The organism is Pseudomonas cucumis, assembly GCF_030687935.1.
Classification (GTDB): domain Bacteria; phylum Pseudomonadota; class Gammaproteobacteria; order Pseudomonadales; family Pseudomonadaceae; genus Aquipseudomonas; species Aquipseudomonas cucumis.
In genome coordinates this window covers 2,839,379-2,861,565 of record NZ_CP117454.1, presented here as the reverse complement: position 1 = coordinate 2,861,565, position 22,187 = coordinate 2,839,379, and the positions used below count along the sequence as shown (strand labels likewise).

At 54.4% G+C, this 22,187-nt stretch carries 19 protein-coding genes and 1 pseudogene; 2 read left to right on the top strand and 18 right to left on the bottom strand.

Annotated elements, in window-relative coordinates; all coding sequences use genetic code 11:
- Positions 1–299: 299 nt before the first annotated feature.
- The 17 genes from leuS to PSH97_RS13045 form a co-directional block, all read right to left on the bottom strand.
- The gene (gene leuS, locus PSH97_RS13125; protein WP_305449542.1) at positions 300–3,107 is read right to left on the bottom strand and encodes a leucine--tRNA ligase; all 2,808 of its coding nucleotides are present in this window, start codon (positions 3,105–3,107) and stop codon (positions 300–302) included.
- A gap of 110 nt (positions 3,108–3,217) precedes the next feature.
- Positions 3,218–4,303 carry an IS630 family transposase gene (locus PSH97_RS13120; protein ID WP_305449541.1) on the bottom strand — a complete coding sequence of 362 codons (1,086 nt, stop codon included), beginning with the start codon at positions 4,301–4,303 and terminating at the stop codon, positions 3,218–3,220.
- 70 nt (positions 4,304–4,373) lie between these two features.
- Complete coding sequence (locus tag PSH97_RS13115) at positions 4,374–5,738, bottom strand: glutamate-cysteine ligase family protein (protein ID WP_305449540.1); 1,365 nt, start codon at positions 5,736–5,738, stop codon at positions 4,374–4,376.
- 15 nt (positions 5,739–5,753) lie between these two features.
- Positions 5,754–6,965: an aminotransferase class V-fold PLP-dependent enzyme gene (locus tag PSH97_RS13110; RefSeq protein ID WP_305449539.1), complete on the bottom strand. Its 1,212-nt coding sequence runs from the start codon at positions 6,963–6,965 to the stop codon at positions 5,754–5,756.
- 42 nt (positions 6,966–7,007) lie between these two features.
- Complete coding sequence (locus PSH97_RS13105; RefSeq protein WP_305449538.1) at positions 7,008–8,216, bottom strand: phenylacetate--CoA ligase family protein; 1,209 nt, start codon at positions 8,214–8,216, stop codon at positions 7,008–7,010.
- Complete coding sequence (locus PSH97_RS13100; protein ID WP_305449537.1) at positions 8,206–8,997, bottom strand: gamma-glutamyl-gamma-aminobutyrate hydrolase family protein; 792 nt, start codon at positions 8,995–8,997, stop codon at positions 8,206–8,208. The genes PSH97_RS13105 and PSH97_RS13100 overlap by 11 nt, the downstream gene beginning before the upstream one ends.
- 51 nt (positions 8,998–9,048) lie before the next feature.
- A complete protein-coding gene (locus PSH97_RS13095) occupies positions 9,049–10,020 on the bottom strand; it encodes an ATP-grasp domain-containing protein (RefSeq protein ID WP_305449536.1) in 972 nt (323 codons plus the stop codon).
- A 70-nt stretch (positions 10,021–10,090) separates the two neighbouring features.
- A complete protein-coding gene (locus tag PSH97_RS13090) occupies positions 10,091–10,735 on the bottom strand; it encodes a glutathione S-transferase family protein (RefSeq protein ID WP_305449535.1) in 645 nt (214 codons plus the stop codon).
- Positions 10,732–11,610 (bottom strand): nuclear transport factor 2 family protein, encoded by an 879-nt coding sequence (locus PSH97_RS13085; protein WP_305449534.1) that lies wholly within the window; start codon positions 11,608–11,610, stop codon positions 10,732–10,734. The genes PSH97_RS13090 and PSH97_RS13085 overlap by 4 nt, the downstream gene beginning before the upstream one ends.
- Positions 11,611–11,612: 2 nt before the next feature.
- Complete coding sequence (locus tag PSH97_RS13080; protein WP_305449533.1) at positions 11,613–11,984, bottom strand: DUF6176 family protein; 372 nt, start codon at positions 11,982–11,984, stop codon at positions 11,613–11,615.
- An 8-nt stretch (positions 11,985–11,992) separates the two neighbouring features.
- Positions 11,993–13,396 carry a cytochrome P450 gene (locus tag PSH97_RS13075; protein ID WP_305449532.1) on the bottom strand — a complete coding sequence of 468 codons (1,404 nt, stop codon included), beginning with the start codon at positions 13,394–13,396 and terminating at the stop codon, positions 11,993–11,995.
- Complete coding sequence (locus tag PSH97_RS13070; protein WP_305449531.1) at positions 13,393–14,583, bottom strand: cupin-like domain-containing protein; 1,191 nt, start codon at positions 14,581–14,583, stop codon at positions 13,393–13,395. The genes PSH97_RS13075 and PSH97_RS13070 overlap by 4 nt, the downstream gene beginning before the upstream one ends.
- Positions 14,573–16,528: a hypothetical protein gene (locus PSH97_RS13065; RefSeq protein WP_305449530.1), complete on the bottom strand. Its 1,956-nt coding sequence runs from the start codon at positions 16,526–16,528 to the stop codon at positions 14,573–14,575. Before PSH97_RS13065 ends, PSH97_RS13070 begins: the two co-directional genes overlap by 11 nt.
- 36 nt (positions 16,529–16,564) lie before the next feature.
- Positions 16,565–17,482, bottom strand: a complete 918-nt coding sequence (locus PSH97_RS13060) for a radical SAM protein (protein WP_305449529.1) — start codon at positions 17,480–17,482, stop codon at positions 16,565–16,567.
- Positions 17,483–17,609: 127 nt separating this feature from the next.
- The gene (locus PSH97_RS13055; protein WP_305449528.1) at positions 17,610–17,822 is read right to left on the bottom strand and encodes a hypothetical protein; all 213 of its coding nucleotides are present in this window, start codon (positions 17,820–17,822) and stop codon (positions 17,610–17,612) included.
- Between the two features lie 832 nt (positions 17,823–18,654).
- Positions 18,655–18,810, bottom strand: a complete 156-nt coding sequence (locus PSH97_RS13050) for a hypothetical protein (protein ID WP_305449527.1) — start codon at positions 18,808–18,810, stop codon at positions 18,655–18,657.
- 45 nt (positions 18,811–18,855) lie between these two features.
- Positions 18,856–19,644 carry a shikimate dehydrogenase family protein gene (locus PSH97_RS13045; RefSeq protein ID WP_305449526.1) on the bottom strand — a complete coding sequence of 263 codons (789 nt, stop codon included), beginning with the start codon at positions 19,642–19,644 and terminating at the stop codon, positions 18,856–18,858.
- Between the two features lie 242 nt (positions 19,645–19,886).
- Between PSH97_RS13045 and ccoN the strand changes: the two are divergent.
- Both ccoN and PSH97_RS13035 read left to right on the top strand, forming a co-directional pair.
- A pseudogene (gene ccoN, locus PSH97_RS13040) lies at positions 19,887–21,314 on the top strand (cytochrome-c oxidase, cbb3-type subunit I).
- A gap of 15 nt (positions 21,315–21,329) precedes the next feature.
- Positions 21,330–21,551, top strand: coding sequence for a cbb3-type cytochrome c oxidase subunit 3 (locus tag PSH97_RS13035; protein WP_305449525.1), 222 nt, complete (start codon positions 21,330–21,332; stop codon positions 21,549–21,551).
- 38 nt (positions 21,552–21,589) lie between these two features.
- On the opposite strand, the gene PSH97_RS13030 is transcribed toward PSH97_RS13035, so the two are convergent.
- The gene (locus tag PSH97_RS13030; RefSeq protein WP_305449524.1) at positions 21,590–22,084 is read right to left on the bottom strand and encodes a hypothetical protein; all 495 of its coding nucleotides are present in this window, start codon (positions 22,082–22,084) and stop codon (positions 21,590–21,592) included.
- Between the last annotated feature and the right edge of the window lie 103 nt (positions 22,085–22,187).

The window sequence follows — 22,187 nt, the reverse complement described above, 5'->3', positions numbered from 1 at the left end:
ATTGCCGGTACTTTTGCCAAAAAAAAGAACTCCCTCACAAGTTCTATTACGGCTAACCCGGTGACGTCATTGGCAAGCTTGTAGTCAGTAATTAAAATATCCGGCTCTGGCCGAAGCCCTGCAGTACAACCGGTAATTAGCTGATTCGGGAAGCGGCCTTACGCTGCGAAACCGTTTGGCCAGGGCGGCCTCTCCATTTGTGGCGGCAGCCAGCGCTCATGACCTACGGTTCAGGCAAGAAATCAAGCCGGGCCGGGTGTTGTGTCCCGGTCCGGCTTAACGGCTAGAGGCATTCAGGATCAATCAGTGTTCAAGGCGTACACGATGTTGATGATCCGGTCCGGCACAAAGATGAACTTCAGCAGGCGCCCGCCCGACAGCCAGCGTTGCACTGTCGAGTCCTTCAGCACCTGGGCCTTCACTGCCTCCTCAGTCATCCCCCGCTGCAGCATGATGCGGGTGCGCAACTTGCCATTGATGGAGACCGGGCATTCAAATTGCGCTTCATACAGCAGGCGTTCGTCGGCGACGGGGTACTCGCTGTCCAGAATCGAATGCGAGTGCCCCAGAGCTTCGGACCACAACTCTTCGGTAATGAACGGCGCATAGGGATGCAACAGCTTGAGCAACAGCTCCAGTACGCTGCGCTTATGACAGTGCAAGACGCCGAGCTGGTTCACACAGATCATCAAGGCTGCAATCGCGGTGTTGTAGGACATGTCCTCGGTTGCACGCGCCACCTTGGCAATTGCCGTGTGCACCACCTTGAGCTCCTCGGCGGTAGGTTCAAGGTTTTCAACGACCATCTCGCCCTGCTCGCTCAAAAACAGACGCCAGACCTTCTGCAGGAACTTGTGCGGGCCGTCGATCGATTGCGTCGACCAGGTGGCGGTCTGATCGATCGGCCCGAGGAACATTTCATGCAAGCGGAAAGTGTCAGCCCCATAGATATCGATCAAGTCATCGGGGTTGACCACGTTGTATTTGGACTTGGACATCTTCTCCGACAGTCGATCACACAGGAAGACGCCGTTGGAATAGATAAACACCCCATTGCTATAGGTCTGGCGCCAGGCGCGAAGCGCGTCGATATCGACCTGGTTCTTGTCATTGACCATGCTGATATCGACATAGAGTGGCTGAACGTCCCGCCCTTCCTTGAGGTCGGCAGACACGTACTCATGGGTTGCCTTGTCCCGGTAGATGATCGCCGAGACGCCCAAGATCATGCCTTGGCACAAGACTCGCTTGAAGGGTTCGGAAAAACTCAGCAAGCCCCGATCCTTGAGGAAATGAGTCCAAAAGCGCGCGTAGAGCAAATGGCCGGTGGCATGCTCGGAACCGCCGACATACAGGTCCACTGTCTGCCAATAGGCCATGGCCTCCCTGGAGACTGGCGCGCTGCTGTTGGTTGGGTCCATGTACCTGAGGAAGTACCAACTCGACCCGGCCCAGCCGGGCATGGTGGTAGTTTCATACTTGTAACCGCCATAGCGCCAGCTACGAGCCCGCTCCAGCGGCGGCTCGCCTTCGCTGGTCGGCAGAAAGGCCTCGACATCTGGCAGGGTTACCGGCAGGTCCTGTTCGGGAACCACATGAGCAATGCCCTGCTCGTCGTAGTACACCGGGATCGGTTCCCCCCAGTAGCGCTGGCGGCCAAAAATCGCATCTCGGATACGGTAATTGAAGGTGCGCTTGGCGGCTCCGGTCGCCACCAGGCGCTCAAGAATCCAATCAGTGGCCTCGGCACGCAGCATGCCGCTGGCTTCCCCGGAATTGATCAGGCGGGAGCCCTCTTTGCCTGGGAACGGCTTGTTGGCCTGCTCTGCCCCTTCATAGATCTGCAGCACGGGCAGATCGAAGGCCTGGGCAAAGTTGAAATCCCGCTGGTCCGCAGACGGTACCGCCATGATTGCGCCCGTGCCGTAATCAGCCAGGACGTAGTCGGCAATCCAGATCGGCAGGTTTTCCCCGGTCAAGGGGTGGACGGCATAGGCGCCCGTGAACTGGCCGGTAATCCGATCAGTCTTGGCCACCCGTTCACGCTCGGAACGCAAGGCCACTTCTTCGCGATAGCTCGCCACCGCAGCCTTGAAAGTCGGTGAAGTGATCTCCTCGACGGCATCATGTTCAGGCGCCAGCACCAGGAACGTCGCGCCATAAAGCGTATCGGGGCAAGTGGTGAAGACGTTGATTGCGATCTGCGAATCACGAACCTGAAAATCAATTTCCGCGCCCTGGGATTTGCCGATCCAATTGCGCTGCATGTCCTTCAACGCTTCCGGCCAATCCAGGCTATCAAGCCCTTCCAGGAGACGATCGGCATACGCGGAAATACGCAGCATCCACTGCTTCATCATTTTTTTCTGAACGGGGTGGCCACCACGCTCGGAAAAACCGTCCTTGATTTCATCATTGGCCAGCACCGTGCCCAGGGCCGGACACCAATTCACATAGGAGTCGGCGCGGTAAGCCAATCGGTAATTCATCAAGAACTCCGACTGCTGCAAAGGCGAAAACTTGGCCCACTGTTGCGCGCTGATGATCGAGGTCCGCGAATCAGACCAGGCATTCACCTCTGCATTGCCGGACCGTTCAAGGTGCTGGATCAGCGCATCGATAGGCATGGCCTGGCGCGTATCGAGGCAGTACCAACTGTCGAACAGTTGTGTGAATATCCATTGCGTCCAATGATAGTACTGGGCATCGGACGTCTTGATCTCGCGGTCCGGATCATAACAAAAACCCAGTTTTCTCAACTGCGACTTGAATGTGGCAATGTTCTTGTCAGTGGTGACTCGTGGGTGCTGTCCGGTTTCGATTGCATACTGTTCCGCAGGCAGTCCGAAAGAATCGAAGCCCATGGGATGCAAGACATTGAAACCCGCCATTCGCTTGAAACGGCTGTAGACGTCAGTCGCAATATATCCACGAGGATGCCCCACATGCAGACCAGCCCCCGAAGGATAAGGAAACATATCAAGGCAATAATATTTAGGCAAAGAAGTATCTAGCTTGACGGAGTAAAGTCTTTCATTCTCCCAGCGAGCGAGCCATTTTCTTTCTATCTTTTTGATAGTATCCGTATTCATTAACAACTCCTGCAAAAGGCCGCACACACTAATTTGCCAAAAAGGCGAAATGTATTACAGTCGACTACCCTTTGCAACGCGCAAGGGACCGGCTTAGGGAACTACAGCAAAAATAGCCAGTAGTGCTAGTGTCCTGTCTCAAATAAAACGTTCTCTCTGATCGCGCCTGCCGTGCTCTCTCGCGCGCGTTTAATCTTGCGTAAGATGTCTTCGCCCTGCGCGCTCCAGACGTACTGGCGGGGCGGAGCGTTGTGCTGCACTAAACATGTGGTGATGGCGCTGGCGAGTTCGCGTGCCGCACTGAAGCTACCGTCGCTTAAGTCAACGGTGATATCCCGAAAAAAGCGCTCGACCGTATTCATCCAGACGCTTGAGGTCGGGGTGACGTGCAGGTGGAATCGTGAATGCCGTTTGAGCCATTCCTTGACGGCCGGATGCTTGTGGGTGGCGGAGTTGCTCACGATCACATGCAGTTGCAGACTTTTGGGGGTTTCCCAGTTGATCCTTTTCAGGAAGGCCAACCACTGCTGATGCTGGGTTTCGATGCTACTGATAAGTCGACCTTGCAGATAGTCCATGGCCGCGAACAGCATTAGCGTGTCGTGGCGAACATGGTCATGGATTTGCGCGCGGATATCACCAATGCCCAAGGGCTGACCTGTGCGTTGCAGCGCTTGAGCCTGGCTCTTTTCATCACAGCAAAGCACCAGCGTTTTATGAGAAGGCGTCAGGTACAGGCCGATAACGTCCCAGAATGTCTCTTCGAGTGGTAGGTCATTGGACAATTTGAAGGTACGGGTCAGGTGCGGCTTGATGCCATTGGCAGCCCAGATCCGCTGAACGCTGGCCGGAGAAATGCCAGCGACACGCGCCATGCTGCGGCAGTTCCAGCGCGGTTGACCGACACTTGGTTGAGAAACCTGCTCGAGCGTTCGCTTCAGGGCTTCGGCCGGTAAAGAGGGTTTGCGACCTCGCCCTGGCAGATCAATTAAGCCTTGAAGACGCAGTTCTTTGAAACGCTTGCACCAGCGAGTAACGGAAACAACGGAGAGCGCCGTTAACTCGGCGATTTCCTTACGTGAATGGCCTTGGGCTGCCAGCAGGATCACGCGCGCTCGGCGACCATCGCGTTGGCTAATGGTGGCCGAACGAACACGGCGGGTCAGCTCAGCCTGCTCTTCGTCACTGAGCAAAATATCTTGAGAATTCATATCTGCACCCACGCTCAGGCCAACTATGAGAGCGCAACTCAAAGTAGAAATATATGTTTGAGACAGCACATCAAGCGATGTACTTAATGTTCTGATACGGTACTTGCGAAGTGGCATCCAAGCCTGTGGGCACCCCCATATTGAGCATCAGATCCGCCGCAGATTTCCCTGCTGCAATCAGCTCGTTCAGCGTGTGCAGATAACCACTCTCAATGTTGGAGGCGCCCTGATCCGACAACCCCTGGGCGGCCAGCTCAACCAGGCACCGAATCCCTTCGGCCAGCGAGTTCCCCTGAGCATCGACGCCGGCCATGCCGTGCTCTGCGGCCTGCGCATACTGGCGGCTCAACTCAGAGGGCATCTGCCGACCCAGCCTATCCAGTGCAGCATCAAGAGCGTCTTCGCTATAGGCCAACCCTTTCCAGAACGCAGCGAGTGAAGCGGCGAAGGGAGGCGCACAGGTGTCGGCCGAACGAAACTCGACAATGTTTTTCAGCCGGGCCTCGGGGTAGAGGGTTCCCAGATGCATGATCCAATCCTGAAGCGTGGCAGCGCCCGATGCGGCGCCCAGGCGCAAATAGTCACGAAAACTCAGGTGGTTCATGTGGATCAGTTGCCCTTGGCGCTGAATAAACAACAGCGGTTTCTCCAGGGCCCAGTCAACATAACGTTCAAAGGTGCCGGCGCTGAACTGCGCGCACAACATGAAGTCGGGGATTCCGGAGCGTTGCTGATCGAACAGGGTCCAGGCATGCATCCGATGACTTTTATAGCGACTGGTAGCAGACGAAACGTACGGGGAGTTGGCAAATAGCGCGACGATGTACGGCTGACAGGCAATCCCCAACTGCAACAACTTGCCCGCATGTTGCTCGGAGAAGTAATCGACGGACACCTGCATCGAGGCGGTCATCTTTTGACCGGCCGAAGCCCCTGACACTTTTTCCAGGATAGGCATCATATGCAGGTAGCGAGTACGCGGCACAGTCGCCACCGACGCCACGCCGCCGTATGGCCGATAACCGATCGGCAACAACGAAATAGCAAGGCATCGGCAAACCTGTCCCAGTTCCCGCAGAAACACGTCGAGCTCGATCGCAATATCAGACACTAGACGCAGCGCCGACGAAGAAAACTCCACTTGGCCACCGGGCTCCAGACTAATGACCACCCCGCCCCGTTTCAGACCGATAATCAGGCCATTGTCATAAACCGGCGAGTAGCCATATCCCAGCAAGCCCTTGAAAATGCTCGACAGGCTGCGCAAGCCAAAGAACGGCACACTCAGGGAAGTGGCCTTGTCGATCAGAATTAACTCGTATTCAAGTCCGATCAACGCCGACGTCCGGCGTTTTATATGCCGATGAAAATAAGCGATGCAATCTTCCTTGGTTATGGCTCCTGCCCCTGACACTTCCAGCCCTTCACTGGCCATATTGACGTCCTCCTACTATGCCAGCAGATCTTGGAGATCAGTGAGTGCCATTATCAGCGTGTCGATATCTTTCCGGGTATTGTAAAGATGCATCGAGACACGCAGGGCACCCTCAATTCCACTGTTCCGATAGAGCGGCTGGTTGCACTGGTATCCGGAACTCAGCGCAATATCGTAACGATCGGAAAGAATCCTCGAGACAAAGCCGATGTCTACCTTACCGACGGGTACCAGAGGGAAAATCGGCAGGTGCTGCGATGCGATTGGGAAGGCGATTTCGATATTGCGTACCGATTGAATCTGCGACCTGAAGTAACTCTCCAGATCGCGGTCGTGGTCTTGCACCCATTGCCCACCCAGGCCGTTGATATAGTCGACTGCCGCCCCTAGCCCGATGGCCCCTTCGATGTTCGGCGTTCCGGCCTCGAATCGACCCGGCCCGGATTGATAACTGATGTCGCCATGCTGCACTTTGTTGACCATGCCACCGCCATAGCGGTAGCTCTGTATGGACGCTTGCAGGTCACGCCGCATGTAGAGCGCGCCAATCCCCGATGGGCCGAACATCTTATGTCCGGAGAGCGCGAGGAAATCGCAGCCAATCTGCCCGACACTGACGGGTATATGGCCAGCAGTCTGCGCCGCATCCAACAGACTCAACGCCCCTCGCGCCCTGGCGATCTGACAGATCTGCCTGACGGGTTGGACGTTGCCGGTCACATTCGATGCATGGCAGACAGCGACCAACTTGGCCGGATCGGAGGCCAGCAATGAATCCAGGTGATCCAGGTCGATGCAACCGTTTAGATCAAGCCGGGCAACCGAGACTCGGCACTTGGACAACCAGGGCAGAAGGTTGGAGTGGTGCTCCAAAGGTGAAACCACGACATGGTCGCCCTTGCCCAACGCCAACCCATGAGCGAGTAGATTGATCGAGTCCGTGCAGTTTGCGGTGAAGATCACTTCATCGGCGCTGCAACCCAGGAAGCAGGCGAGCTTGTTGCGAGACGACTCGAAAAGTTGGGTGGACAGCTGAGCATACTGATGGTTCGAGCGCCCTACATTGCTACCGGCCTGCAGGTAAAAATCGGTAATGGCGCCAATCACCGGCTCCGGCTTCAACGCCGTGGATGAGCTGTCCAAGTAAATTCGCTGATTATCCCGAAAGAACGGAAAGTTGTTGCGCACATCGGGCAATCCTATGCATTTCACATTCAAGGCCTGCATCACATTCTCTCTTTTTAATAAGGGGTGATTTTCACGGACTGGCTATTTAACAATTGCAAACTTTCCTGATGCTTCGGGCGCAATACTTGGGACAGCCATTGACTCGACCGTACGCGAGCGGCCAAGCCAGTCACGTAGACACCGCTCGACCATCGACATGTCAGCATCTCGATCCTGTGCATCCACGACGTAAAACAAAGTGACCTTGTGCTCGGTGATCCGCAGTTGATACTGCCGGGCCCAAGGTGCGGAACCGGCGAACAGTTCATTGAGATCGGCGAGGGTCTTGATCTCCCCTCCGTCGCCGACAATGCAGTCCCTGATCCGACCATGTAATTTCAGCAACGGAATATCGTCCCTGGGGCCGAAGACCTTGTTCGGGCACACGCCTTGCGCCACTTCGACAAGATCGCCAGTGGCATAACGCAACAGAGGCATCAGCGGATTTTTCCAAGACGTGACAATCAATTCGAACAGATTGCGCTGGGCCAGATGCGGCCTGAGTTCTATAAGCGTGTCGTGGCCGCAGCGGGCAAAGGTTCCGCTGCAATCCTGCATGAACAGCACGCCCAACTCCGTCGAGCCATACATGCTGAGTACTGGCAGACCGTAGGCGCTCTCGATCAGCCGGCGAACATTGGTCGTCATGTACTCGTAGGACGCGGCCAGGTAGTCAGGGATGTAAAGAGGCTCGGCAATCTGATATTCCGCGCGCTTGGCCAGGAAGATCGCGAGATAGGTCGGATCTACCTCCAGGAGTTTGGGCGAGAACATCCGCAGTTCGGCATCAATGCGCTGGATGTCGGTGAGTGTCCAGCGCGTAGGGTCGGGATGAGTATTAAGACTCAGCACTCCATTATGGATGCGCTGCTGGTAGTCCGGGTTATCAAGAAAACAGGAGACTGAGGAACAGGTCGCCGTCGTCAGTACCGCTTTCTTGTCGTGCTCCATCGAATAACCGACCATGTCCGCCACACACTGGTAGGCGCGCTTGAACTCACGCCCCCACCAGTCCTTGTAGCGAATGATCTGGAGGATCTGAGAACTGCTCCCGGAGGTGCTGGCGAACTCCACGTCGCCGCCCTCGATGCCGAGGCGCATTGCTGAGGTCATGAAGTTTTCGGGAAACCCGGAAATGATTTCCTTTTTGTTCAACAGCGGAATATCAGCGGAGTCGCCGGCCTCGAAAAAAAACGCGAGACTCTTCATCAGGGGCTGATAAAGGGGAACCTGGAAGTATTCAATTGACATTTTGCCGACTCCTTCTGGCCGTCTCACTGACAAACTCTTTCCATATCTGTAGGTGTTCGGGATGATTGTTCAGGGTCTTTTCAATATGCCCCTGCAGCCCCATGACGAAATGCTCGCGACTGTCCAGCTCCACCGCCTCGACCAGCCCATCAGCCGCCGTCGCGCTGGCTTTCAGGCCCGGTGCCAGACGCTTGATCGCCTGGTGGTGCACAGAGGAAACATTGAAGGTGCGCTTATCGATAAGCCGATAGAGCCGGCTCTGCGGATCGACCTCCACAGGGTGATAGTTGATCCACCCGTCTGGGTCGATGCAGTGATCGATTCCTCGATCTGGGATCTCCTGATGCAGCGTGCCCCCTTCGGCAACGTTGATCAGCTGCATGCCCCGACAGACCCCGAGAATCGGTAATCGCAAAGACCTGGCTTGCCGATACAAAGCCAACTCTAGCGCATCACGGTCCTTGTCGGGACTGAGCATCAATGGCCGCTTGTAAGGTTCACCGATGCCCGACACCTGCGCCGAATAGTTGACCTCGGGGTCCTCACCGTAAGTGCTCGGGCAAAGGTCCTGACCAGACCCCAGCAACAGCCCATCGGAAATACTGAACAAGCGCTGCAGCGCATCGATGGACATCCCCGGTACGACGATCAGCGGTACACAACCCAGGCTGATGAGTAGTTCGGTAAAGCTGCAATTGAGCACGTTCATCGCCAAGGTGGCGGAGTGATTGATAGCCAGTCGCTGACGTGCTGCGCTGATGAGAATTACGGGCTGCATCATTCAATTCCCTGAAGAGGTACCGGCACTGCGCAGGCGCGTAGTGCGCAGTTTTCATAGCGTCGATATCAGTGACGGGCGCGCAGGCAGCGCATCGATGTAGCAAGCGATGGAGTCCAGCTTCAATCGGTCGTAGGAATAGCGTTCGTCCGGCTCGGTATCGGGCATCTTGGTACCGGCTCGCATGGCCGACTCGACGAAGATGCCCAAAAGGGGATTGACCTCAAGGACATAGAACTGGCCGTCGGCAGTCGACTGGACCATGTCGACGATAGTCCCGTTGATACCCAGCACTTGGGCGGCCTTGCGCGCAACCTCAACTTCTCCACCCAGCTCCCGCGGAGTCATTTCACCGCCAGCGGAGATGTTGGTTTTAAAGCTGTGTTTCTTCTTGCGGCTGTAACCGCCCATTACCTCGCCATTGAAGATCTCGACCCGGCAATCGTAATCACCGAACTCGATATATTGCTCAACGTAGTAATCACCGAGAAAGTGCGCCGTCGCCTGGATAAAGTCGATGAACTGCTCGGCCACCTCGAAGCGCATGACACCTACAGCCCCATGACCGGAACGCGGCTTGTAAACCAGGCTGCCCCAGCGTGCAAAGAGTTGATGAATGACCGCATCGTCAATCTGGCCACCGAGCAATGCGGAATCCGGCACGTTCACGCCATGCAGGCGTAACAGCTGGTTGGCTTTGAACTTGTCGCGACAATTGAAGAATGAAACACACTCGTTTACCACCGCGACACCACTGTCCTGCAACGCACGAAGGATATCGGCCTGATAAGGCGACTGCTCATCGGCGTTCATATGAAACAGTGCATCAAACTCACTAAGGCAACGTCCACAGGCGGTATAGACTTTCCCGGAAATAACATGGCACTGGCGCATGTCAAAATCGGAAAAAACCACAAAGCCCTTTTCCTCAAGCAACTCACAGAGCTGCTGCTTGGGGATATGTCCGTTGTCGTTTTCATACATCCACAGTACTACCGAACGATGACTTCTGGCTGAAGTGCTCATCGCAGAATCTCCGCGTTTTTATCTGCTACCGATGATGGACATGACGTGCCTAGGGCACGCCATGGATGATTCAGAGAATGACTGAGAGCGGATCTTTGTAAGACTCGCGCTGGGTCAACCCGTACCACCAGCGGCGCACGTTCTCGTAGTTGAATACAATGCTTTCGCTCTGTGCCTTGAGGATGTAATCGGTGTACTGGACAAACGCCAGGTCAGCCAGGGACAGCGAGTCGCCCACCAGGAACTGCCCCTCCTCGCCAATGGCCTGATCCATGGCCGCGTAGATGACGTTCAGTTTCTCCTCCGCCTCCTTGACCAATGCCTGGTCGGTTTGCCCGCCATACATGGGCAAGAACAGCTTTTGCCAGACCAAGGCGTAGGCCTGGGGCGTGAAGTAACAGGCGTCCACGCTCAACCACTGATCCATCCGCGCAACATCTTGCAGGCTCTGCGGAATCAACGAAGTGCCAGGCAGGATCGCCTCCAGATAACGGTTGATCGCCTGAGACTCGTAAAGGGTCAGGTCATCGTGAATCAGCACCGGCACCTTGCCGAACGGGTTGAGGCCCAGGTGCTCGTCCGACTTGTGCGCCCCCGTTCCCAGATCGATGCTGACAAACTCCACCGGCGTGTTCTTTTCCTTGAGGAGCATCAACACACTACGGGTACAGGCGCTGTGTTCGTTGCCGATCAGTTTCATGTTGCGCGCAATCATTTCCCCATCCCCATTTGCGAACCCATATCCAGGGTATTGCCGAAGGTCCAGCCCTTGCGGATCACATCGCCGTCAAAATAGGCAATATCCATGTTGTCCACGTTGACCACCCGATTGGACGCCGGAATACCCTTGAGAGGCCCCTTGTGTGTCGCGGTGAAGATTCCCTGGTGAATCACGAAGTTGCCTATCGACCACATATTGGTCATGTTGATGGATGCATCGGGGAATGCTTCGGCAAGCATCACGAAGTCGTCCCGTGAATGCTCCTTGCCCACTGCCAGCCCAGGGACCATCTGGTCGTCCCATTCGATGTCGTCGCTCATGCAGTCGAGCCACGGCTCAAGTTGCTTGCTCAACAGCAACTCGTTGTAATGACGCATCTTGGCCAGGTTCTCGAAGCGCGGCTTCAGAGTCTTGCAGTCATAGATCTCGCACGGCTCGGTCAGCGAGGGAACGCCGCGTCCCTGATCATCGATCACACCGAGTTGGATCAACAGGGTGTAAGGGTCCTCGTAGGTGTGTTCCTTGGTGACGCGAAAATCGCTGTCGAACCAGAACAGGCTGGCGGCGATCAGGCCGACCTCCTTGCCGCTCGGCTCAACGCCCATGTAAGTCTGGGCGTGTCGTCCCTTCCAGCCCCAGACGGCGATCAGCACGTTGTCCTTGAGAAACAGGATGCGGTCGGCCAGTTGCACGTCGGTGAACGTATCCTGCCACTGCTGATAGTGCTCGAGGATCTGTGTTGTACCAATGCGGTCAGGATGCCCAGGGGACTTGCGAATGGCATCGGCCGCGTACAAAGATGCCAACGACGTGTAGTCTTGGGTACGGACCGCAGTCAGGTAGCGCTCACGAAATAGAGTCAGGCTCATCGTTATTTCCAACTGTTTGATTGAATGGGTTCAACTTTGCATTGCAGTAGCATTTCGGGCATCGGGTCATCGCTGGGGGACTCGAAGTCCATTCCGAAGATTTCCTTATTTTCCTGCTTTATCCACTTATCAAAGGGATGCTGGGAACTCGCCAACTTCCCGAATGCCGCTTGCAAGTCGGGCGCTGCCAAGTAACAGATAAACAGGTCCATCTCGCCAAAACGTTGCAGGAACCAGTTCTCCTCAACGGTATCGAGGCGCTCCAGAAACTGACGAAACTCGGTACTGCGCTCAGTGCGCAGCAACTGGGCGAACGAGAGGAAACGTTCCTTCTTGTCACTGGGTAACGGCACGGCAAAAGCAATCGTCTGCATAAAACACCTTAGTTCCGTTTGATAAACTCTAGGCACACGCCCGGCTCGGAAGTCATGAACAACCGTGCTTTCAATGTCGGTTCATTACCGTCCACCGCGCGCAACGCGTAACGTTGTGCAATACGCACCAAGATCGTCTTGCCCTCGGCCTCGGCCAAATGGACGCCGATGCACTTTCGAGCGCCTGCACCAAAAGGCAGATAGGCGTATTTGTGCACTTGCTTAATCTGTTCCGGCGCAAAGCGTTCCGGGTCAAATTTCAGAGGCTCTTGCCAATATTCTGGATTTCGGTGCAGCCCCCACTGGGCAACAATGAAGTCCGCCCCCTTGGGGAACAGGTAGTTCTTATACTGATAGTCTTCCACCGCCACTCGGCTCATGCCCCACGACGACGGGTAGAGCCGGAGGGACTCCTTGAATACCCAGTCGGTGTAATCAAGGCGTTTCAAGTCCTCCAGGGTGCAGATCGCATTGCCGAGCTCCGCCTCGACTTCCGCATGCAGCTTTTGTTGTTCTTGGGTATTTTTTGCCAACAGATAGAGGGCGAATGCCACGCCATTGGCTGTTGTTTCATGGCCGGCCAGAAACAGGTTCATGACCTCGTGACGGAGTTGGATGTCCGTCATCCCTTCTCCGGTATCCTCATACACTGCGGACATATACATCGACAACAGGTCGTTATGCTGGATCTCTTTATTCTGACGACGATCGCGGATGATCCTGTAGATGATCGTGTCGATCTTCTCCTGGGCGTTCTCGTACGCTTGCTCGTTGGCGTCACTGATGCTCGCCGGCGACCACAACTTCAGCAGCGAGTACTCCTGCAAGACCTCGAGCGCTGCCGTGACATCGCTGGTAAAACGTTGGATGTCCGTGGAAAACAGACACTTGATGACAATCCGCAGGGTGAGTTTTTTCATCTCCTGAGTGGCATCAAGAACGCCTTCTGAACGCGCGTCCCACTCATCGAACATTTCATTGATGCATTCGTGAAATACAGAGCCGAACGTGTCCACGCTACGCTTGCTGAAAGACGGGTTGGCGATCTTGCGCTGACGTTTCCATTCATCACCGATCAGCGTCGACAGCCCATTGCCAATGGCCGGGCTGATCTTTTCCATGGTTTCGGCGCTTTTTGAAAAAAACCGTTCGTCACCAATCAGCATACTTTCGATAAAAGGGGCATCGGCGACGAGATAACCGTTGATACCCGGCAGGTAAACGATATTCCCATACTTCTCCAACGCCCGAGTGGTCAGGCCCAAGGGGTCTTTCAACATATAGGAGGGATCATTAAATTCGAGAGAGGTATCATCGCTGCCGGGCACCCGATCAAAGCCGGTACCCACCGGACGTGCCGCCTCCGTTGCGCCTGGCAAATCGACCTTACTCAAGTCTTTCAAATTACTCATAGCGGGACACTCTCACAGTTATTACGATTAACAGATAAGACGCTTGGCTCACCATTTACAGCGAAAAAATTAAGCGACCAGGACACCTCCAGGTTCAGGACGTGGTGCCACCAACCGGCCGGCAAATACAACATATCGCCAGGTTGCAACTCGCAAACGGTGGATACCGAGTGTTGATAATCTGGAAACTTATCTGCCTGATAGTTTTCCGGATCCACGCGACTAGGCTCATACATCAAGTTTCCGCCGACAGCTGCCGGGTAGAGAAATCTTGTTTCACTGGGTGCATACAGGCGTACTTTTTTTCGACCTTTCAACTGCACCAGAAAATTATCAACCATGTCTCTGTGCAGCCTCAGCCCAGTGCCAGCCGGACCTATCCACCACCTTGGCGTGTTAAATACCTCACGTGCGAACACACTCGGAAAACGGTAGCTATCGTCCAGCGCAGGCGGCACGGTATTGGCCGCCATATAACCGTTGACAGGCGCCTCCGGGGCATACAAGGACTCTACATAGTTGGTAAACGAAGTTTTCTGATACTTTGGCGGCTGGGCGTTTTCCAGATCGTACTCTTCAAGAAGAAGGCTGATATCCAGGCGCCCAAGCCGATCCACTATTTGGCCGACAGACATCGAGAACATCGGCCATGAAGCAGCAGCATTCCTTACAATAACCGGCTCACCGCGACTCAAATACGGCACGATAGCCTGTTCATCCGCCACCACCCGGCAACCCAAAAAATCCTTTCCCTGGACACTTCCGGCCTCTAATTGAGCAATGCGCTGAGTGTCCACCAAGACACTGTTGAAAATAAAATTCAACAATTTCATCACATCGACGGTGATCTCGGCGTGATCGTGGTCTGTGCCAATCAGCAACTTCCCGGTATTGAATAGTGTCAACGGGTCATTGACCTTATGGGCCAAAACCTCAAGTGTCGCGTCACTGAGGGTGATGGTGGCGCGTGGTTTGCACTCCGGCGCAGCAAAGGACCAGCTCAGCGTCTCAGAAACATCCATGCACCCCAGATGAGCTCCGGATTCCAGTTGCCAGTGATAGCGCCCCTGTAGACCACGAAGTGCCCAAGCAGGCACGTGCTCACTCAACGTCTCGATCAATCGAAGGTTGGAAACAGTATTTACCAACATCGCATAGGCTCCCTGCCAGGCCAGATCAAAACTCAAACAACAAATCCTTATATTCGCATCTAAATACAAGGCCTATTGCATACTCGATATAACGCATAAACAATGCGCCAACGCCGCCGCCCTCAGGCGCTAATTTTTCTGCGAGTTCCAACCACTCTTCAGCCTTGGAGAAATTCGCATAGAACAACCGGGTGAATACATAATCACTGGCCGCAAGACTGACACCGGAGAAATGCTGCTTACCAAAAAACGAAATAATCGGCTGCAGGTAGCTTGAGTTTCGTGCAAACAACTCAAGTAACCACGCGTGATAAACATCTTCCTGCAAGGCTCTCTCATCCGCTGCCACTTGCCCCAGTAAAGCCTTGATATCACCTGGCAACCGTCCCGCATTATGATGACTGTCAAATTGCTTTGCCAAGTCGGCCCAAAGCACCGAGCAATCATCGAGATGTTGCTCCATATAGCGTGCAATGAATTGACTGAATGACTTGTTTTTTCGATGTGCTTGGCACATCAAGGTATTGGAGACATAGTTAAAAAAGCTGTAGATCTCCTCTCGCCCCCCCAAGCGATCCACGAGAAACTCCGGGAAGTGGAAAGTCGGCCACTTGGAGTCCGTGGCGATGACACCATCAGGACCAAAGGAATACGTGGTGTCCCTCGCAACAAAATCCTGAGTCCTGCCAATACCAAATACACGGGTACTGGGAATTACGTAACCCGCTTCGTATTTATTGGTCAGCCCCTTCTCTTCCAGAAATTCCAACGTACGCGCAAGGGTGTGCTTATCCGCATGCGCGTTCCCCAGGAAGAACGAAATAAGATTAGCGTACTCAATCGGCGCACTGGCGGTAAACTTTGCCTGTTCATCCAGCTTTCGCGTTTGTTCCTCATGAATTTCCACACGTATCGAAGACAGACTGTTGAGAAACGTAACGGCCTGTTCCCGCTTATACGGGACCTTCGCCCGCCTCAGGTTATCTTCGTCCAACGAAAGAATGTCGTTCATCGCACCGGTATAACCGGCACGCATCATGGTCTTCAGTTCATCGTGACCCAGCGAAGGCAACGAATAGCCTGACCACTTGATTGGACGTTTCTTATAACGTTCATTGAGCCGGATTACTCGCTCGGCCAACTCCAGCGCGAAACCAGCCCCGCCTATGTTCAGTTCAGAGCAGATGAACCAGAAATCATAAAGATCATTTTCTAACAGAAATTCCAGATCGGCTTCGACCACGTCCAGGTTGCGCTTGTCGATGCGCTTGCCCTTGACATCGGGCTCGACGCAGAAATAACACTGGAACGGGCATCCACGGGAGACTTCTACAGCAATGGTCGGTGGTGTTTTAGATTGTAATGCCGGGCCGTAAAAGGCCTTGATCTCATTAACGATGTCAAGCCGATACTCCGTCGCTTCGGCCGGTTTGTAGAAACCGACGTCGTTATACATGTACTCCGAGCCGTTTTTGTGAATCAGCCCTGGCACAGCTCCCAGATTGCGACCGGAAAGTGTGTCGTTAAAGGCGCGAAAGAAACCATCGGGGCAGCCTTGCAAGCCAAGATCAATTTCTAGATAGTTGGCCAACTTTCGGGCGTGCGTGGTGAAGCCAAACCCGCCCATGATGATCGGCGCATCCGTCAACTCCCTAACCAAACGAATCAAGCGTCGGCTGTCTTCAACAGGGTAGTAGGTTCTAAAGTAGTCCCCTGGTTCACCGTCTACGGCATCATAGTTAGAAAGATCAAGGGAATCACCCTGCCGTAGATGTATGCCAATCATCTTCGGACGCTGAGTCTTTATCACGGTTTTCAGGTGCTCGTACCAGTGCTTTACGTACAGCAAATCAATGCGTGTCACGCTGATGTCGAACCGCCGAGCAATCTCACTGATCTGAACAAAGGCATACGGATATATCGGACGCCACGGCAAGTTACAACAGTTCAGCAATAAAAAATCGATTTCCTGTGCATTCACGGCGTATCATCCCTGTGCAACAATGCAGAACGCTATTTAGCTGGCCAAGAACATCGGCAGCTTGAAAACCGCTTTGCGCGAATTACAACCCTGGCAAATTTCCATATTACCGAGTTGCTTCACTCTGCTTTTAACAACCCTCTTCAGATTATCATGATCAATATGACCCACATTTGAGACATGACCAAAATCCTGGAAGCAACCGAGTATTTCTCCGGTATAGCTGATACTGACACTGCCATCGCCGATTGCACAAAAGTTTCGATTTTCCAGCGTGCCTAGCAGCGCATTCAGCATGAACTTGACCTTGCCCATGCCTGTTTTGTACTCACTCTCGGACAGGTTCAAGCCCAACTCACGCACGAGTTTCTGGCGATATTCACCTTCGAGTTTTGCGTTGATATCCCCGCCTCTATTCCAGAGCGGGAATAGGTAGATTCGCTTGAAGCCCAGACTGCGCAAGTGTGCGACAGTTTCTGGCAACGTGCTGTAAATCGCCGGACCACCTGTCAGATGAACAATGACCTTATCTGCCGCAGCCTCGGCCAATGCCGCGATGTTGCGCCAGATTTTCTCGTGGTTCAGGCCAATGTGGACCTTATCGAAAACCGCCTTCTGAATTGAACTGACAGACAGCCTGATAACATCAACGTTTTGTACACAGGCATCGATATTGCGCTGATTGAAGGTGACCGCCGTTGTCGTCACATCGGTCAAAACACCCGAGCGGCGCATCATTCTCAAAAGTTCATGAAACTCTGGGTGAATGGTCGGCTCCCCCCTGCCCGCCAAGTCCAACTCCCATACATAGGAGGGGTCTACTTGCGAAACTATCTTATCCATGGTTTCCAGCGAAATGAAACCATAGTCCTTGATTACTGAGCGGGGGCACATACTGCATGCCGCGGGGCACGAGGGTGTTGCTTCAACATTGATAAGCACTTTCTTAAGCACGGACAGTTCCCTCCATTGATATTTATATTCCTTATGGAGCCCCTCTAGACTGCCGGCGCATCCAAACAACTCGGCCCATCCGTCCTTCAGCCACCCCACTACATTACCCTTGGTTACTTGAAAGCATTCACTCAAGTAAAAGGCTCACAACATCCGCCGTGCCTGTGCATTTAGCCCCGCGCCAGGCAGTTTCTTTTAGAATGCCCTCGTTGCCGAGAATACTGGAAAGCTCCACGAGCGCGGAATTAAACGCTTCCACAGCAGAAACTAAAGAAGGGGAAAGTAACGCAAAAACAGAAAAAATCTTCGAATAGATGTAACGCATAGAACGCTGCGTCATAGTTAATTCCCTTTAACTTTAGTCCCAGGCCCCAAGCAGCCCAAACATGACGGTGGCTTTTTACATGTTCCAGGATGAATGTGTCAATCGCCGCCTGAAAAATTTAATCTGCCTGCATTCTCAGCACGCACGGATAACTGTTCCTGCCCGAATGACACTTAACGAGTGCCCCCATGTTCTGTCTCAAAAATAAATATCTCATTTATGCGATGCCCCATGGCATGTTGCCTCAAAAATAAATATCCCATTTTAATCACGCTTACCTAGTTAGCCTGAGCGAGGGGGCGGATATGAATTCTCAACATGGCGTGCTCATTGACGACCCGCAGATTTAGTTAAACCGGCGGGTTCGCAAGACCCTTAGCCAACGCAGCGGCAGCATCAACTAGACATGCGAATTGGTCAGCGCCATTACCACTTCTTAGCGCTGTACGACGCTCAGCTACCGGTACGCTTGGAGCGCGGAAAATGAAGACACCTACGCAAGATTTAAAGTGCCCAGGAGGTATGTGGCGGGGGTGATTAGCGAGAACGTTTTATCCGAGACATTACACTCGACACTGTAGGCTCTGTACGAAATCCCGAGGCGCCCGATCGTCGCCCCTCGAACGCTGAGATTTTGGAGAGAGTCCCCGCCATCAACGAAAAGGAGGTTTCTGATGACAAAGCATTGCGAACTCTCTGTCGCGGCCTGAGGTGTGATCTCCGATCAGAGGACTGCCTCGCTTGAACGTTCATCGAGCGCAGCGGGATCACGGGTTGCATTCGATACTGGTCGCAGTAACGGGGCAGTGCTTCGGCGTCGCAGCCCTTGTCGGCAAAGGAAGTTCAATCAATAACGCAGTTTCGATACAGCTCGCAGATGCTCGGGAGTGGTGGTCTGAAGGCCGAAGAATTCCAGGTATGCAGGAATCATCTCGTACAGCATGTCGGTACCCACCTGAACGCAACAGTCTCGCGACTTGGCTGCAGCCAATAGCGGAGTCATTTCAGATTTCATCACCACCTCGCCAACGAAACTGCCAGGGGTAATTCATGAAACATCCATTGGCAGTGGATCACCTTCTTTCACCCCCAAAGGCGTCGCATTGACCACGATTTCAAACCCAGCTGGGTCACGTGTACCGACTTGCACATCGAGCGTCGGATAGTGTCGTTTAAGTCGGGCACCCAGCTGCTCCGCGGCCACCGGCCGTTCATCAAACAGCGAAAGAGCCGCAACACCAGCAGCAGCCAGCGATGCAGCAATGGCTGAACCTACACCGCCGCTACCGATCACCAAGGCACGAGCGCCCCGAATCACGCATCCTTTGCGAAGAGCACCACGAACGAAGCCTTCACCGTCGAACATGTCTCCAAGCAAACTTCCATCAGGGCGAAGGAGAATTGCATTGCATGAGCCCGCGATTGCAGCCGTAGGGCTCAGCTCATCGACCAACGAGGCCGTGGTGATCTTGTGAGGCATAGTGACAAGCGCACCAAGGACGTTGGTTAAACGAAAGAGCGCGGGCAGGACCGTAGGGTAGTCCTTTGCTCTGACGCCCATTGGCATTACCCGGGCATCAATGCCAACGGCCTCGAAGTACGGATTATAGATCATGGGCGCCTTGAATCCCTCGATGGGATAACCAAACTCCTTGATATGCTCGCCAAACATTTTAATACTTTTATATCTAAGCCTGCGAGAGATAAACCGTAGATATCTATTCACCTCAACAATAGACTTGAAGTCCTTATTAAAAAACCGAGGAATACGGCATGCAAGTTGTGAAAGCTTAGGATCTTTGGACTCACTAAAATCGACTTCGACGACAGTAATCAAGGAAACCTCCCTGGGTTTTCCGCCCTAAGGTGCACCTTACATAAATACAGTCCAGCCAATGTCAAACATCACAAGCATCTGATTATTATGTTCTTTTTCCTCTAGCACATCCAAAAACTATCAGATTCATGACTCCGTCAAGCTTAGCTCCTGCATACATATAGTCAACTACACGGGCACACTAACATGGCATGCCAGACCGGGTGGCCTGGCAAGACTTTGCAACCGTGGAAGAACTGACCATGAGCACAGCAACAATCGGACAGGCCTATAACTACAAGGTCGTGCGCCAATTCGTCGTGGCAACCATCGTCTGGGGTGTCGTCGGGATGGCGATGGGGGTATGGATCGCCTCGCAACTGGTATGGCCCGAGATGAACTTCGACCTGCCGTGGACCACCTTCGGCCGCTTGCGCCCATTGCACACCAGCCTGGTGATTTTCGGCTTTGCCGGCAGCGCGCAATTCGCCGCCAGTTACTACGCGGTGCAACGCACCTGCCAGGTGCGGCTGTACTCCGACAAGCTTGCCGCGTTCACCTTCTGGGGCTGGCAATCGGTGATCGTGGTGATGCTGATCAGCCTGCCGCTGGGCTAAACCACCACCAAGGAATACGCCGAGATCGAATTCTCCGGCGCAGTGTGGATGACGGTGGTCTGGATCGCTTACGCCATCGTGTTCTTCACCACCGTGGTGCAACGCAAGACCCAGCACATCTACGTTGGCAACTGGTTTTTCGGCGCGTTCATCGTGGTGATCGCCATGTTGCACGTGGTTAATCACCTGTCGATTCCGGTGGACTGGTTCAAGTCGTACCCGGTGTATTCCGGGGCCACCGACGCCATGGTGCAGTGGTGGTACGGGCACAATGCGGTGGGGTTCTTCCTGACCACCGGCTTCCTCGGGATGATGTATTACTTCGTGCCGAAACAGGTCGGGCGGCCGGTGTACTCCTATCGCTTGTCGATCGTGCATTTCTGGGCGCTGATCACCTTGTACATCTGGGCCGGCCCGCACCATTTGCACTACACCGCCCTGCCGGACTGGGCGCAGTCGCTGGGCATGGCGATGTCGCTGATTCTGCTGGCGCCAAGCTGGGGCGGAATGATCAACGGCATGATGACCCTGTCGGGCGCCTGGCATAAGTTGCGCACTGACCCGATCCTGCGCTTTCTGGTGCTGTCCCTGGCCTTCTACGGCATGTCGACCTTTGAAGGGCCGATGATGGCGATCAAAACGGTCAACGCCCTCTCCCACTACACCGACTGGACCATCGGCCACGTTCACGCCGGCGCGCTCGGCTGGGTGGCGATGATCACCTTCGGCGCCATCTACCACATGGTCCCGAAAGTCTTCGGCCGCACACAGATGCACAGCATTGCCCTGATCAACGCACACTTCTGGCTGGCGACCATCGGCACCGTGCTGTACATCGCCTCGATGTGGGTCAACGGCATCACTCAGGGGTTGATGTGGCGCGCGATCAACGACGACGGCACGCTGACCTACTCCTTTGTTGAAGCCTTGCAGGCCAGTCATCCGGGGTTCGTGGTGCGCTTTGTCGGCGGAGTGTTCTTTCTCAGCGGCATGCTGTTGATGGCCTACAACACCTGGCGCACGGTGCGTGTGGCGGACGTGAAAATGGCCGAACTTGAAGCGCAGACTGCCTGAGGCAAGGAGCCTGACATGATCGAGATGATGTTGAATCTATTGGGCGTGCTGGGGCTTTGGCAGGCAGTCGAGTACTGCCTGAAACACCAGACGACCGAGAGCCTGGACGAGGCCAGCCTGATTCCATTTGCCGATGATCCAGAGGTGGCGCGGCGGGTGGAGCTGGCCACCGGCAAGACCGTGAAGGCGGTGGCGCCGGAAGAGGCGAAGCCAGGCTGGGGCAACCTCGAGGTTTGATGATCGTTCCCACGTAGAGCGTGGGAACGATCATCGCTTCAGTTGCGCTCGCGGGGAATCAGGCTCTGCAGCTGCTGCGCCAGGAAATTCGCATCGAAGACAAAGGTGTCCGGGTCTTTCAAGCCATTGGTCTTGCGCCACTGCCAACTGCTGGAGGGTGGCAGGCACACCAGCGATATGCTGCCATAACGCGCCGCGGTCAAGCCCATCACAGCGAGGGAAATCTGCCCGCCCGCGCCCATCACGTCCGGCACGAACTCCACCGGTTTACCGGCGATCACAATGGACAGTTTCTCGGTCTTGAACGTCGACGTCTCGAGCGGCACGCTTGGCCCGGACGCGACATACGCCTCGCGGCTCACTTCCAACAGATTCGGCGCCAGGACCGGTGCCAGCCATTGCTGGATCTGATCGAACAACTCACCAATGCGCGTCGTCCACACGGCCGATTGGGACTCAAACAGTTGCTTCTTGTGCGCTTCGCTATCTGCGTAGTGGCGAAGCATCTCGCCCAGTTGCTGTACGTCGTCCATTGCGGTGTTCCTTTGGTTGAAGCGTTGTTGCGGTTTTTGAGCATGGCAGATTGAGTACAGAACTGTTCATTTAAAACAGCGACTGCTGAATGATCGGTGGAGC